Annotated in this window: 13 protein-coding genes; 7 read left to right on the forward strand and 6 right to left on the reverse strand. The window is 70.5% G+C overall.

Features of this window, described 5'->3' with window-relative positions; translation table 11 throughout:
* Nucleotides 1-46: 46 nt before the first annotated feature.
* Complete coding sequence (locus tag ACZ4VL_RS25590) at nt 47-424, forward strand: VOC family protein (RefSeq protein WP_468204239.1); 378 nt, start codon at nt 47-49, stop codon at nt 422-424.
* The gene (locus ACZ4VL_RS25595; RefSeq protein WP_468204241.1) at nt 421-1,266 is read left to right on the forward strand and encodes a thioesterase II family protein; all 846 of its coding nucleotides are present in this window, start codon (nt 421-423) and stop codon (nt 1,264-1,266) included. Before ACZ4VL_RS25590 ends, ACZ4VL_RS25595 begins: the two co-directional genes overlap by 4 nt.
* A 33-nt stretch (nt 1,267-1,299) precedes the next feature.
* On the opposite strand, the gene ACZ4VL_RS25600 is transcribed toward ACZ4VL_RS25595, so the two are convergent.
* From ACZ4VL_RS25600 to ACZ4VL_RS25615, 4 genes are all read right to left on the reverse strand, one after another.
* Nucleotides 1,300-1,581: a hypothetical protein gene (locus ACZ4VL_RS25600; protein ID WP_468204243.1), complete on the reverse strand. Its 282-nt coding sequence runs from the start codon at nt 1,579-1,581 to the stop codon at nt 1,300-1,302.
* Complete coding sequence (locus ACZ4VL_RS25605; protein WP_468204320.1) at nt 1,539-2,210, reverse strand: TNT domain-containing protein; 672 nt, start codon at nt 2,208-2,210, stop codon at nt 1,539-1,541. Before ACZ4VL_RS25605 ends, ACZ4VL_RS25600 begins: the two co-directional genes overlap by 43 nt.
* Before the next feature lie 162 nt (nt 2,211-2,372).
* The gene (locus tag ACZ4VL_RS25610; protein ID WP_468204245.1) at nt 2,373-3,344 is read right to left on the reverse strand and encodes a lysostaphin resistance A-like protein; all 972 of its coding nucleotides are present in this window, start codon (nt 3,342-3,344) and stop codon (nt 2,373-2,375) included.
* A gap of 790 nt (nt 3,345-4,134) precedes the next feature.
* Nucleotides 4,135-4,401 carry a ricin-type beta-trefoil lectin domain protein gene (locus ACZ4VL_RS25615; protein WP_468204247.1) on the reverse strand — a complete coding sequence of 89 codons (267 nt, stop codon included), beginning with the start codon at nt 4,399-4,401 and terminating at the stop codon, nt 4,135-4,137.
* Between the two features lie 33 nt (nt 4,402-4,434).
* On the opposite strand from ACZ4VL_RS25615, the gene ACZ4VL_RS25620 reads away from it, so the two are divergent.
* From ACZ4VL_RS25620 to ACZ4VL_RS25635, 4 genes are all read left to right on the forward strand, one after another.
* Nucleotides 4,435-4,986: a hypothetical protein gene (locus ACZ4VL_RS25620; RefSeq protein WP_468204250.1), complete on the forward strand. Its 552-nt coding sequence runs from the start codon at nt 4,435-4,437 to the stop codon at nt 4,984-4,986.
* A gap of 69 nt (nt 4,987-5,055) precedes the next feature.
* A complete protein-coding gene (locus ACZ4VL_RS25625) occupies nt 5,056-7,470 on the forward strand; it encodes an RHS repeat domain-containing protein (protein ID WP_468204251.1) in 2,415 nt (804 codons plus the stop codon).
* A gap of 523 nt (nt 7,471-7,993) precedes the next feature.
* Nucleotides 7,994-10,153, forward strand: a complete 2,160-nt coding sequence (locus ACZ4VL_RS25630) for an RHS repeat-associated core domain-containing protein (RefSeq protein WP_468204322.1) — start codon at nt 7,994-7,996, stop codon at nt 10,151-10,153.
* Nucleotides 10,154-10,162: 9 nt separating this feature from the next.
* Entirely contained in the window at nt 10,163-10,459 is a 297-nt protein-coding gene (locus ACZ4VL_RS25635) for a hypothetical protein (RefSeq protein WP_468204253.1), read from the forward strand.
* Between the two features lie 878 nt (nt 10,460-11,337).
* Here ACZ4VL_RS25635 and ACZ4VL_RS25640 read toward each other — a convergent pair.
* The gene (locus ACZ4VL_RS25640) at nt 11,338-12,468 is read right to left on the reverse strand and encodes a hypothetical protein (RefSeq protein ID WP_468204254.1); all 1,131 of its coding nucleotides are present in this window, start codon (nt 12,466-12,468) and stop codon (nt 11,338-11,340) included.
* 238 nt (nt 12,469-12,706) lie between these two features.
* On the opposite strand from ACZ4VL_RS25640, the gene ACZ4VL_RS25645 reads away from it, so the two are divergent.
* Complete coding sequence (locus ACZ4VL_RS25645) at nt 12,707-12,991, forward strand: hypothetical protein (protein ID WP_468204256.1); 285 nt, start codon at nt 12,707-12,709, stop codon at nt 12,989-12,991.
* Between the two features lie 14 nt (nt 12,992-13,005).
* On the opposite strand, the gene ACZ4VL_RS25650 is transcribed toward ACZ4VL_RS25645, so the two are convergent.
* Nucleotides 13,006-13,674: a TetR/AcrR family transcriptional regulator gene (locus ACZ4VL_RS25650; protein ID WP_468204258.1), complete on the reverse strand. Its 669-nt coding sequence runs from the start codon at nt 13,672-13,674 to the stop codon at nt 13,006-13,008.
* Nucleotides 13,675-13,697 lie beyond the last annotated feature (23 nt).

Genomic DNA, 13,697 nt, shown 5'->3' on the forward strand with positions numbered 1-13,697 from the left:
TCGGGCCGTCACATACCCGTTCCGCACAGGGAGAACCACAGCCGCCATGTATCCGAGCATCCACGCGATCACCTTCGACTGCACCGGCGACCCGTACGACCTCGGGCTGTTCTGGAGCCGGGTGCTGGGCCGCCCCCTGGCCGACGACGACAAGCCGGGCGACCCGGAAGCGATCATCAAGGATCCGGCCGGCGGCGGCCCCACGCTGCTGTTCGTCCGCGTCCCGGAGGGCAAGACCGCCAAGAACCGCGTCCACCTGGACTTCCGGCCCGAGGGCCGCACCCGCGCGGAGGAGGTGCAGCGGCTCCGCGACCTCGGGGCGCAGGTGATCGCCGACCAGACCCGCCCGGACGGCGGCGGCTGGGTGGTGCTCGCCGACCCGGAGGGCAATGAGTTCTGCGTCGAGCGCGGTGAACTGGGATGACGGTCACCACCCAGCAGCCCTGGCTGAAGCCGTTCACCACCGGCGGCAGCCGCGACGCCCTCGCCGCAGCGCCCCCGGCCCGCACGGCCGCCCTCACACCCGCCCGCACCCGCATCGTCTGCTTCCCGCACGCCGGCGGCGCCGCCACCGCCTTCCAGGGCTGGGCCCGCCACCTTCCCCCGGACACCGAACTGCTGGCCGTGCAGTACCCGGGCCGACAGAACCGGATCGCGGAGCCCTGCATCGAGTCGATGCCGGAGCTGGCCGACGCGGTCTGCACCGCCCTGGCCGCGCTCCCGCCCCTCCCCACCGCCGTCTTCGGGCACAGCATGGGGTCGCTGGTGGCGTACGAGACCGTGGTCCGGTTGGCACGCCGGGCGACGCCGGGGTCCGTGCCGCTGCACCTGTTCGTCTCCGGGGCCGAGGCGCCCCACCGCGCCCGCAAGGACCTGCCCGCCCTGGACGACGACTCCCTGATCGCCTACACCCGACGGCAGAACGCCGTCGACGTCCCCGCCGACCAGGACCCCTACGCCATCCCCGAACTGCTGGACCTGCTGCTGCCCTCGCTGCGCGCGGACTTCACCCTGCTGACCGGGTACCGCCCGGCGGTGCCGCCCGTCGCCGTGCCCGTCCCGGTCACCGCGCTCGGCGGCGACCAGGACTCCGGCTGCCCGGCCGAGGCCCTCCCGACCTGGGCGGACCTCACCACGGCGGGCTTCACCTCCCGCGTCTTCCCCGGCGGGCACTTCTACCTCCAGGGACACGAGGGGGCCGTGGCCTCCCTGGTCGCCTCGACCCTCGCCGCTGCTGCCGCTGCCGGGCGACCGCAGCCGGCGTAACGGAAGCGGAACCCCCCGGCCGGGCCGGGGGGTTCAACCGCCCAGCAGGAGCCGCCGCAGGTGCCCGCAGGCCTCGCCCTCGGTGGCGTACGAGGCGACGGGCTCGTACACCCCGCGCTCGTACACGCCGGTCTCCCAGCCGCCCCCGGGCCGCGCCCGCAGGTAGACGAAGTCGGGCGGTGTCGGCGCCGGTTCGTGCACGCCCTCGATCCAGTAGTGCCCGGCGGGCACCCCGTGCTCCCGGAGCGCCCGTTCGAGCCCCTGGCGTTCGCTCACGAGGCCGCCGGCACCAGGTAGCCGTGGTCGAGGAGCCATTTGACGTTCAGCCGCTGCCCCTCGCCCGGGTTCAGAAAGGCCGGATCCAGTTTGATCTGCCGGCCGCCGCCCGGCTGCTCGAACCAGGGGGCGATGGAGCCCTCCCACACGGTGAACGGCTTGGTCACCTCGTACGCGTGGTAGTCGCAGGGGAACGCCGCGTCCCGGGTGTTGAGGTTCTGCGGGGGCAGGGCGCGCTCGGCGTACGGGTCCCCGGCCGGGGCGAGGTACGAGCCGTACTCGGACCCGAACCGGTCCAGGCGCTCGCCGGGCTCCAGCAGCTCGGGTGCCTTGTCGACGGTGCCGTTGACCTCGGCGAAGCCGTCGTTCGGCGGGTACTTCCAACCGCCGGTGTCGGCCGGGCCCTCCCAGTACTTCTTCAGGAACTCGGCGGAGGTCAGCTTCCCCGTGCGCTGGTAGTGCTTGAGCAGCGGCCCGACGGGCTCCTGCCACCGCTTCGGCAGGACCTTCGGCCCGAGCCGCCCGTCACCCTGGAACTCCCCGGTGCACGCGGCGGCTGAGCCAACCGGAACCGCGGCGGAGGCGGGGGCGGAGGCTGGGGCGGTCGCGGGCTGGGCGGCGGCGCTACCGGGCGCGGCGGCGAGGGCGAGCGCGACGCCGACGCCCATCGCGGCGAGGACGGCACGGATCCTCAGTTCGGTACGGCTGCGCTCCACACGGATCTCCTTCGACGCGGTCGGACGGCCCTACGGCCCCGCGCCACGCTAGGCGATCCCTGACACTCCGTTACCACCGTGCGCCACGATCCGGCCACGCCGCCCCGTACGCCGTCAACCCGCCTGTGGCCCCGCGGCCGGCACGGGGGCGGCTTCCGCAACCGAGCCCGCGGCCGAAGTGGAGGCGGAGGCGGAGGCGATTCCGCGGGCATCGGCCAGCCGAGCCACGATCAGGCAGTACGCGGGCGCGCACACCAGCTCCACGACCAGCGCCTGCCACGACGCGTCCGCGGCCGTACCCGCGTCCGCGAGCTGCCCGAGGACCAGCGCGGTCATGAACGAGAACACGTTGTTGGCGGTGTGCATGGCCATCACGGCCTCCAACCCGCCCGTCCGGATCACCAGCCACCCCCACCACCCCGCCGAGTAGCAGAGCAGCAGGAAACCGCTCCAGCCCCCGAACCCGTGGGCGAGGGCGAACAGCACCGAGGCGACGGCCACCCCCGGCCACGGCGAACGCAGGAACCCGCCGAAGAACTGCGGCAGCCAGCCCCGGAAGACGAACTCCTCCGCACTCGCCTGGAACGGGACCAGCACCGCGAACAGCACCGCCCCGAGCAACAACCTTCCCGCCGCAGGGGTGTCCCCGGCGAAGACCTCGTCGCCCTCCGCGAGCCATTCCCACAGGGCCAGTACGCCCATCTGCACCGCCATCAGCGGGAAGGCCACGGCCGCGCACACCCCGAGCCAGCGCCACCGCACCCGTCCGGCCACCGAGGCCAGCGTCCCCGCCGGCCGGGAGCCGCACCACCGCACGGCGACCATCACCGCGGGTATGCCGACCGCCAGCCCGAGCAGCCCGAGGGCGTTGTCCGCCACGGGATCCGCGAGCAACTGCTCGGCCCCGTCAGCGGCGGACTCCAGCCCGAGCGCGTCCGCACCCACCAGGCCCAGCCCGGTCACCACGACCATCGCGACGGCCAGCAGCCCGACCACCGCGAGCAGTTCACCGATCCGCCGAAGCCAGCCCTGCCGCCCGTTCCGCGCCTGCTCGTGATACCGCGACCCGCCCGGCGCAGCCACCACCCCGGGCCCGCTGCCGTACCCCGCGGCCCACTCCTCCGCCGAAGGCCACCCCTGCGCCCCCGCACCCCCCGGCGCCGAAGCCCACCCCTGCGGCCCCGCGCCCCCCTGCGGCGGAGGCCAACCCTGCGCTGCACCCCCCGGCGGGGCGGACCCCGGCTGCGGAGCCGCCCACGGATCCGCGGGCGGGGACGCGGCGTGCGGAGATCCGTACGAGGAGTCCCCCTGAACCCCCGCCCCGCCCGCCCGCTCCCGCTCGACGCCCCCGCCCGCCCCCGATATCTCCGCCACCCGAAACCCCTTCCTCTCCACGCCCCGCAGCCCCGACCCCACCGGCCGAGCCGCCCCGGCACCCTAATAGAACCCCACCCCGCCCTCCGGCACGGACGGGCATCGTTCTGCGGCTGCTCGGCACGGCCGGCCAGTGCTGCCGCGTCAGCAGCCAAACCTCCCGGGACACGTCGGAGGGCAGTCCCCGCCCCGCGGCGAGCGGTGGAAAGGCACTGCTGCGCACACCGAAGAGGCACCCGAAGGCCGGGTACGAGCGGCCGTGGTGGACGTGCGCGAGGTCGATCGCCGCGTGCCAGGAGCGGTCGTCTTCGTCGAGCCACCGGTCCCGGCGGCATTCGATGCACCCGTATATGTCCGTCCCCATGGCCGGATTCCTCTCCGCCGCGACGCCCACGGGCCATCACTTTTCCGCGGTGCGGGAACGCCGCGCGAAGCGCCGGTCGCTGTTCCCTCGGACACCGAGGGAACAGCCACTGGTTCGTTCGGGGGAGGGGGGATGTGCTTACGGGGTGGGGACGGGCAGCGGAGCTGTGCTCAGTGCGGGAACGGTCCACCGCTGGGCGGGGCTGGCGTTGCAGTTGAACAGCCAGAGCTGCTTGCCGGGGGTGGTGTCGAAGTCGCCCAGGTCGAGGCAGAGCCCGGAGGCGGGGTGGTGGATGCTGCCGTCGGCCCGGGGCAGGAACTGCTGGCTCGGGGCGGAGCCGTCACAGGTCCGGAGTTCGATCAGCGTGGTGATCGTGGTGCCTGCGTGTGTGGCGTTGAGGCACATGCCGTGGGTGCGGACGGTTCCGTCGCCGCGGATATGGAAGGCCAGCGCCTGCCCGAGCAGATCGCGGCCAAGGGCGCGGCCAAGCCCGCCGCCCAGATCCTGTTCGACATCCAGGAGCGCTGCTTCGCAGCGGGCGCCATCACCTGCGATCCTGCCCAGCGGACCAAGGCCAACGCCAAGTCCTGGCCCGACACCCCTGTCGACCAGGAATGCGCAGCCACCGGCCAGTGCCTCAACCTCTCGCCGACGTACTTCACCACCAAACGCATCGCCAAGATCAAGACCGAGGTCCTGAACGGCGCGAACTACCGCCCGGTCGACACGTACCTCCTCAACCAGTCCTTCCAGGACCCGGGCGACGGCTCGTCCCCCACGCTCTGGCTGGACTCGATCGAGCGTCGGGCGTCCAACGGCAAGCCGGAGGAGAAACTGCCCCTGGTGTCGTTCGGTCCGGTGCAGATGCCCAATCGCGTCGACGGCGTGGTCAAGCGCCCGGACGGTACGGAGGCTTCGGCCCCCCGCTACAACCGGCCGCGCATCCAGAAGATCACCACCGAGACGGGTGGCCTGATCAACGTCGTGTAGAAGACGCCGGAGTGCTCCCGGGTCAAGGGCATGATGCCGTCGTCCGAGGACGGCAACACGATGGCCTGCATGCCGGTCAAGTGGTACCTGCCCGGCCAGTCCTACCCGGACCCGGTGAACGACTGGTTCCACAAGGTCGTCGTCCAGTCGGTCACCCAGCAGGACATGGTCGCCGGCCAGGAAACCACCGTGACCGACTACGAGTACGGCGGCGGCATCGCCTGGCACCGCAACGACTCCGAGTCCACCGACCCCAAGACCCGCACCTGGGACCAGTTCCGCGGCTTCGCCACGGTCACCACCCGCACGGGCAACGGCAACTCCGCCGAGGCTCCGCGCACCAGGAGCGTGGCCACCTACCTGCGCGGCATGGACGGCGACGTCCTCGCCAACGGCAGCAAGCGCAGCGTCACCCTCACCGACGCCCACGGGGGCAGCACCAAGGACGAGGAGGTCCTGTCCGGACGGGTCCTCCAGACCGAGACCTACGACCGCGACGGCGGTACCGTCATCGCCGACGAGGTCACCGTTCCCTGGCTCGGCAAGAACGTCACGGCAACCCGGGCGCAGTCCGGCGGTATGCCCGCCATCACGGCCCGCGCCCAGAACACGGCCAAGGTCACGAGGCGGGCCAAGCTGGCCGACGGCACCTGGCGCACCGGCGAACGCACATCCGAGTACGACGACACGCCCCTGTCGCGCCCGCTCCGGGTCGACGACAAACAGGACCTGTCCCGACCGGAGCAACGTCTGTGCACCCAGTTCGAGTACGCCGCCGGCCCCGGTGGCGCCCCGACGGAGCTGGTCTCCCGCACCCTGGTCCTCTCGGGGGCCTGCGGGCCGACTCCGACCGCCGCCAACACCGTCGGCGACACCCTCACCTACTTCGACAACCAGCCCGCCAAGCAGTCCGCCGCGACCGGGGACCAGACGGGCACCGCCGTCCTGGAGAAGTACGACGACGCGGGCAAGCCGGTCTACCGCCTTAACTCCACCTCTACGTACGACGCGTACGGCCGCGTCACGAGCAACACCAACAAGGTCCGCAAGGACGCCGCCCACCCCGACGGCGCGGTCACCACGACCGAGTACAAGCCGGCCACCGGCGGCCTGCCCACCGAGGTCACCCACACCAACCCGCTGGGCTGGAAGACGACCACGACCCTCGACCCCGGCCGCTCGCTGCCGCTGAAGACGACGGACGAGAACAAGCACGTCGCCGAGCGCGAGTACGACGCCTTCGGCCGGGTCACGCTCATCTGGCAGCCCGGCCAGGAGCGGGCCAGCGGCGCCCTGCCCGTGCGCAAGTACTCGTACGCGATGAACGGCACCAACGCACCGTCCAGCGTCCTGAGCCAGGCGCTCCTGGGAAACAAGCGGGCCTACACCACCAGCTACACGATCTACGACGGCCTGGGTCGGATCCGCCAGACCCAGGCGAACACGGCGTCGGGCGCGAAGGGCCGCCTGATCACCGACGCCCTCTTCGACTCGCACGGACGCCAGGTCAAGACGAGCGCCCCCTACTACAACGACGAGGCCGAGCCTTCGGGAGCGCTGTTCCTGCCCAACGGTGGCGTGAACCCGGACAGCAAGATCCCGGCGCAGACCATCAGCGTCTTCGACGGTCTGGGCCGCACGACGGCGTCCGTGTTCCAGTCGTACGGCCAGGAGCAGTGGCGTTCCAGGACCGAGTACCCGGGCGCTGACGAGACCCGCACGATCCCGCCGAACGGCGGTTACGCGACGGCGACCGTCAGCAACGGCACCACGTCGTTCTTGCGCCAGTACAAGTCGAATACGCCCGCCGGTGCGTACGACGAGACGACGTACGAGCGCAACGCGCAGGGCAAGGAGCTCCGGCGGAAGGACGCCGCGGGCAACGAGTGGACCTTCGCCTACGACCTCCTCGGCCGGGTGGTGAAGACCACCGACCCGGACTCCGGCACCGGCACCACGGTCTACGACGACAGCAAGAACCTCACCACCGTCACCGACGGCAGGGGCAAGAGCGCCACCACCCTGGTGGACGTCCTCGGCCGCACCGTGGCCACGTACGAGGGCAAGGCCGTCGACCCGGCCAAGCAGGTGGGCGGCTTCACCTATGACGCCAAGGTCCTGGGCAAGCCCGCCACGAGCACCCGCTATGTCGGCGGGGCCGGCGGCAGCGCCTACGTCACCGAAGTCACGGGCTACGACGGCGGCTACCGTCCTCGGTACGAGGGTGACGATCCCGCCGGTCGAGAAGGGCCTGGCCGGCGTCTACGAGACGAAGAACACCTACGACGCGTACGGGCAGCTGGTCCGGTCGGAGCTGCCGGCCATTCCCAAGGCCGGACTCGGTGTCGAGTCCCTGGCCATCGGGACGGACGGGGCCGGCAACCTCTCCACGCTCGACGGCACCGTCGGCGGTGTCCAAAGCCCGTACGTCGCGCGCGTCTCCTTCGACCCGTACGGGCAGGCCATCCGCACCACGGTCGGTGAGACCGGCCTGCAGATCGTCTCCACGCTCGACTACGACATCGCGACCGGCCGCCCCGTCCGCTCCACGCTCGACAAGCAGACCGCGGCGACCGCGAGCGTCGACGTCGTCGACTACACCTACAACCAGGTCGGGCAGCTGACCTCGGTCGGCAACACCCAGGACGGCGCCAAGCGCGACCTGCAGTGCTTCACGCACGACTACCTGGGCCGGCTCACCCAGGCCTGGACCGACACCGGCAGCCAGACCACCACGCCCAAGCCCAGCGTCCCCGGCATCGGAGGCTGCACCAACTCCAGCGGTCCCGCGGTCGACGCCGCGGGCAAGTCCAGCGTCGGCGGCCCGGCTCCGTACTGGCAGCAGTACGAGTACGACCTGATCGGCAACCGCAAGAAGCTGGTCCGCAAGGACGTCACGGGCGACACCGCCAAGGACACGACGGTCACCCAGACCTTCGGCGGCCGCCAGAACACCCCCTCCACCGACCCGAAGACGGGCGGCGGTACGGGCGGCCCGCACGCCCTGATGACCTCGACGGAATCAGGCCCGGCCGGCACCAAGGTCACCTCCTACACCTACGACGCGGGCGGCAACACCGCCTCCGTCACCGACACCCCCGGCACCCGGACCCTGACCTGGAACGACCAGGGCAAGCTCGACAAGCTCACCGGAACCGGCGAGAAGGGCAACACCAGCTACCTCTACGACACGGGCGGCAACCAGCTCATCCGCCGTGACCCGGACAGCACCACCCTGAACCTCGGCACCGACCAGATCACCCTCAACACCACCACCGGCAAGGTCAGCAACGTCCGTACCTACGCGGCGCCCGGCGGCCTGTCCGTCACCCGCACCACCACCGGCGGCGCGTCCGACCTCACCTACCAGGGTTCCGACCACCACGGCACGGGCGGCGTCCAGTTCAAGGCCACCGACCTCGCCCACGTCCGCCGCGCCTCCGACCCGTTCGGCAACGAGCGCGGGACTCCGCCGGCCCCGGGCGCCTGGGCCGGGGACAAGGGCTTCGTCGGCGGCATGCGGGAGAAGTCGACCGGCTTCACCCTCCTCGGAGCCCGTGAGTACGACCCGACGACGGGCCGCTTCATCAGCCCCGACCCGATCGTCGACGCGGGCGATCCGCAGCAGTGGAACGCGTACGCCTACTCCAACAACGACCCGATCAACAAGTCGGACCCCACCGGGCTGGCGTACAAGTGCGAGCAGGGCGAATGCGGTGGGAGCGGCTGGGTCAAGACCCAGACCTTCTCCCACCACGAGGAGACGAGCGACCACGACCACGACGGCAGCAAGCTGGAGGCTGCCACGACGCGCCTCCACAAGGCCAAGCAGCGGCGTGACCACCTCATCCACGAGGTCGTCAACCTCGTCGGCGACCTGATCGGCTACAACGACGCCCGCGACTGCTTCACCAAGGGCGACGTCATGGCCTGCATCAACACGGCCTTGAACTTCGTTCCCTGGGGCAAGATCGCCAAGGCCATCAAGGTCGGCATCAAGGCCTTCAAGATCTACAAGGAGCTGAACAAGGCGTACGGAGCCGTCCACGAAGCCGAGCGAGGGGTGTCCCGCGCGGCAGAGGCCGCGACGCGGGCCAAGACGGCAGTCAAGGAAGCCCGCGAAGCCGAGGCCAAAGCAGCCCAATCGGCATCGGAGAAGGCCGGCAAGGAGACAGCCACCGACAGCGCGGGAACGGAATCCAAAGCCACCCGCGAGACGTCCGATGCGGAGGCCGGCGCAGGCTCCGCCGAATCCCACAGCAGCGGGGGCGCGGAGGCGGACGCCGGAACGGCATGCAAGGTCAAGCGCAACAGCTTCCCGACCGGCACCCGCGTCCAGATGGCGGACGGCAGCACGAAGGAGATCCAGGACGTCCGCATCGGCGACACGGTCCTGGCCACCGACCCCCAGACGGGCGAGACCCGTCCGCAGCAGGTGACGGCCACCATCACCACGCCCGACGACAAGGAGTTCACGGACCTCGCCCTCACCGACGATTCCAACCCCCGGGCCCCGCCCGCCCAGCTCACCTCCACCTTCCACCACCCGCACTGGAACGAGACCCGCCGCCAGGGGGTCGACGCGGGCGAATTCAACCCGGGCGAGCAACTCCGCCGCCCCGACGGCACCGCCGTCACGGTCAAGACCAAGCGCAACTACCCCTACGCAGTAACCACCCACAACCTCACCGTCAACGCCTTCCACACGTACTATGTGCTGGCAGGCGCCACGCCGGTCCTCGTACACAACTGCGGTACCCAGTATTACGAGAATCGCTACGGAGCGACGGATAATCGTGGGCTCTCGGCCACCTTCGAAGATGGCATGGTGGAGATGACCCTTAGGGCCAGGACACCCACTGGATCCAGAATCGAAGGGGTTCCGACGGGTAGTGAGATGTTTCAGGAGGCACTGGATGCATTCGGCGGCGCAGCGAACATCCGGGGGATCACGGCGTCTTGGAACGCAGGTCCACTGGACACGAACCTCAGGAAGTTCAACGAGTTGATCCGCGGAGGATCCTCGCTTGAGGATGCAGCGCGGGGAACGTGGACCGGTGGGCAGGCCAAGAGGAGGGGGTGGTCTAGCGTATTCATCGATCACGATATGTCACTCCAAAATTCTGACGGAACATTTCAAGAGGTGATGGTCTACTTTACTGGATAGGAGGAATGGATGGGTGTCGAGAAATATGAAGCGGAACGAAGCAGGATCATTCAATCGATCCGCTCTTGCTGGGTTACCGAGCAATCGATTGTGATGGTGCTGCGAAGATTGGTGGACGAACTGGGCCCGTCTGACGATCGCACTGGCACGGCATTCCAGGTCGTAAATTACATGGCGCGAGCCTTCGGCATGCGACTCGCTGTGGCCGGAAAATTTACACGATGGCATGCCATCGGGGGGGATTTGTCGGACGAGGAGACCGAGAAGAGGTTCGAGGGGTTTATTTCCTGGCCCCCGAAGGGTTGATCTTGTGGAATTTTGTCCTGAGTGAACAAATCTGATGGGCCTTGCGGCTACGGTAGCCCCCTTGTATCCGATGAAGGGGGCTACTTGGATTTCGGGTGCGCGGCAAATACGATGCTGCGGCAACGCTGACGGCCATGTCAGCGGAGAACTGCCCTGGTGGACCGGCTCGTACGAGGCGTCTGTGTCACGGGTGTGATCCGTGGTCTTCGTGAACGTCTTGGCGCCGGGCATCCTGTGCCAAGCCGAGGGCTGAGCGCTCGGGCCTGTCGGCCTGGCGCGATGGATGCCGGCTGCCGGATCAGAGCGAGGCTTCCGATGTGCGTCCCGCTGGCCCGCGGGTCGCGTGCGGCTCGGCCGCCCACCCGGCCCGCTCTGGGCTTCGCCGCCGAGATCCGGCCAGCGACCAGGCCGCGCAGAGACAGTATGGCGGACCGCCGGGAGCGCGGAGGAGCCCGGACGCGCCAGCACTGGGAGCGTCAGGCCGACGGCCGTGCAACGGTGGGGAGTTGACCGGGACGAAGGTCGGCGGTCCGGCGGGCGGTTCCGTGGGCTGTGCCCACTTCCCCGGTTCGGGTCCGCGTCGGGCAAGGCCAGGGGGCCACTCGTTCACATTGCGGTCAGGCCCAAAGCCTGCCCGAGTTGCCGGCCAGCGTACGGCCCCCTGACCATGCCGACCCCAACCCGGGCGAGCCGGCCCAAAGCCTGATCCACCGCCCTCACGCGGCGTTGCCATCTGACGGCAATGCCAACGCCGACATTGGCGCACACGAGAGAGCTTGCAGCCCAACAGCGCGCGAGCACCGCCAGCGGGCGGCGTCGCCGTTCATGTAGCTCCGTATGCCGGCGGATTCCGACACTGGTGGAACACGCGGGCGGCGTCAGAGGAGGTCCGGCTTCCAGAGGGTGCGGTCCGGGTAGACGTGCGCCGTGGGGGAGAGTTCGTACGAGCCGCCGTTGGCGTTGGCCGGGACGACCCAGCCCACGCCCTGGTACGCGAACGGCACCGCCTCGCGGGGGACGGAGCACAGGCCCGGGTCCGTGATGACCGTCTTGCCCGCCGGGACGTCGACCGGCTGCGCGTTCGGTGCCATCGGGCACGGGTGGAACACCTTGGCCTGCACGTACTGCACCCGGACCCGCACCCGGGCCGTCGTCGCCCCGTCCGCCTGGTTGGTGAGCTTGACGGCGAACGAGACCCGGCCCGCCTCGACCTGCGCACAGACCCGCCACACCACGGCCTCCGGTCCGGGCAGCGGCTCGCTGCAGCGGCTGTCCGGGCCCAGGGTGTCCTTCTCCAGCCCGGGCTGTTCGAGCGCGGGCGCGGAGCCACCGGGCCCGGTACCCGCGCTCGTACTTGTATCCGTACCCGGTCCCGCATGCGTGCGTACGGCTGCCGGGGTGGAGGTCGCCCCGGCGGTTCCGGGGCCGTCCGGCCGTCCGGAGCCCAGGTAGGCGACGAGGCCCGCGGCCGCGACCGCCACCGTGGCGGCCGCCACCAGCCGTGTCGTACGCGGCCGGGAGGCCCACCGCCCGAGTGTGGAGTCGTGGGCGGTGGGGGCTTGCGCACCGGCGGGTTCGGCCGCGTCCGCAATCGGGGAAGGCTCCGGCGCTGCTGCTGCGATGGCGGGGAGCCCGTCCGCCCGCAGCTGTTCCTCGACGCGCTTGCGCCAGTCCCGTGGTCTGAGCTCCTCCAACTGCCGTTGCAGGTGGTCGATCCGCTCGGCGAGGCGGACCAGTCGCTGAGCCGGCTCGCCGTCGAGAGCCAGCTCACGGACGATGCCCTGCGTGGTGCCGGCCCCGGGCAGTCCCGCGCCGCTCAGCCAGACCTGTTCCCGCCCCCGCAGCCATAAGGACACTCTCGGCGGTGGCGTCCCCAGCCGCCGCGCGAGCCAGTTCTGGTAGCGGCCTTGGGCGGCGAGCGCCTGCCTGACCGCTGCCGACCACTCGTCCAGTGCCCCGCCTAGCGCCCCGGCCAGCTCGATGAAGGACGGACGAGCACTCCCCAACACGACCACACCCCTTGCCGAATGTTCCACCGGACCACTGAAATCGCAGGTCAGGGCGGTGAAACGGAGGGTGCAGCATTCCACCGCACGCGCCGCCCCGCCTACCCCCGGACCCGCGGACATTCTCGTTTCCGACGGTGCGACAGGCGCACCGCTCGGGCGCGGTTCACCCCGGAGAGCAGAAGAAACAGACCGGGAACGGCCCCCCCCCGCCCGCACCCACGACACGAGGAGCACGTCCATGTCCACCACCTGGCTGATCGTCACCGACGAGACGTTCACCTCCGACGGAGCCGCCAGCCCGCAACGACAGGTAACGGTCCGCCCGTTGAGCGGGAACAAGCTCCGCGAGGAGGCCCAGCAGGAACTGCTGAACTGTGCCAGGAGCTATGTCCCGGCCTCGTGGAAGACCAGGTCCCGGACGGTGGGCCGCGCCGCCGACGGCTCGTTCTGGATAGTCTCGAAGCACCCCACCCTCAAGGCCTCCTGTCACCTCACCCTGATTGAGCAGATCCCCCACAAGTGAACTGTTGCCCCGCACTACCCGAGCTGGGTCTCCAGACCCGCGATGAGGGACTCCAGGCCGAAGGTGAAGGTGGCTTCCGGGGCCTCGTTGTATTCCGCTGACGTCGTGTTCAGGCGGCTCTGCAGGTGCGGGAGGCCGCTCGCGGCCTCGGCCGCCTTCGCCGTGGTTTCGCGGAGGACCTCCTCCGGGTCGCGGCCCTCGCGGCTGATCTTCCGGTTCAGGGAGGCGGTGGCGGAGGCGCCGAGCGCGTTGCCGAGGACGTACGTGAACACGCTCGCCGCCGCCCGGTCGGCCGCCGCCCCGCTGAAACCGGCCGCCTCGTACACCGCCAGGATGCGGTCGTCGTGGCGCGCCTTCCGGGGCCCGTAGAACAGGTGGGAGCCGAAGGCCTGCACGAGCCACGGGTGACGGGTGAGCATCGCGTGCAGGCTCAGCGCCATCCGGGTCGCCGCCGTACGCCAGTCGACCGTGTCCAGGTCCGGGAGCTCGACCTCGTCCCACACCTCGTCGCCGACGAGCAGCACCAGGTCGTCCTTGTTCTTGACGTGCCAGTAGACCGCCGTCGCCGCCGCGCCGAGCCGCTTGCCGAGGCTGCGCATGTTGAGGCCTTCCAGCCCCTCCTCGTCGAGCAGCTCGATCGCGGTGCGGATGATCTGGTCCTTGGTCAGGGTTTCGCGCGCCATGGGCTCACGATAGGCAACGGAGG

It is taken from the genome of Streptomyces sp. NPDC029014 (assembly GCF_055564695.1).

Bases quoted from the DNA above. Each gene is read 5' to 3' on its own strand.
- ACZ4VL_RS25630 (WP_468204322.1), top strand. From the start codon at position 7,994: ATGACCTCGACGGAATCAGGCCCGGCCGGCACCAAGGTCACCTCCTAC.
- ACZ4VL_RS25635 (WP_468204253.1), top strand. From the start codon at position 10,163: ATGGGTGTCGAGAAATATGAAGCGGAACGAAGCAGGATCATTCAATCG.
- ACZ4VL_RS25625 (WP_468204251.1), top strand. From the start codon at position 5,056: ATGCCGGTCAAGTGGTACCTGCCCGGCCAGTCCTACCCGGACCCGGTG.
- ACZ4VL_RS25605 (WP_468204320.1), bottom strand. From the start codon at position 2,210: ATGGGCGTCGGCGTCGCGCTCGCCCTCGCCGCCGCGCCCGGTAGCGCC.
- ACZ4VL_RS25595 (WP_468204241.1), top strand. From the start codon at position 421: ATGACGGTCACCACCCAGCAGCCCTGGCTGAAGCCGTTCACCACCGGC.
- ACZ4VL_RS25590 (WP_468204239.1), top strand. From the start codon at position 47: ATGTATCCGAGCATCCACGCGATCACCTTCGACTGCACCGGCGACCCG.
- ACZ4VL_RS25600 (WP_468204243.1), bottom strand. From the start codon at position 1,581: ATGGCTCCTCGACCACGGCTACCTGGTGCCGGCGGCCTCGTGAGCGAA.
- ACZ4VL_RS25620 (WP_468204250.1), top strand. From the start codon at position 4,435: ATGGAAGGCCAGCGCCTGCCCGAGCAGATCGCGGCCAAGGGCGCGGCC.
- ACZ4VL_RS25650 (WP_468204258.1), bottom strand. From the start codon at position 13,674: ATGGCGCGCGAAACCCTGACCAAGGACCAGATCATCCGCACCGCGATC.
- ACZ4VL_RS25615 (WP_468204247.1), bottom strand. From the start codon at position 4,401: ATGTGCCTCAACGCCACACACGCAGGCACCACGATCACCACGCTGATC.
- ACZ4VL_RS25645 (WP_468204256.1), top strand. From the start codon at position 12,707: ATGTCCACCACCTGGCTGATCGTCACCGACGAGACGTTCACCTCCGAC.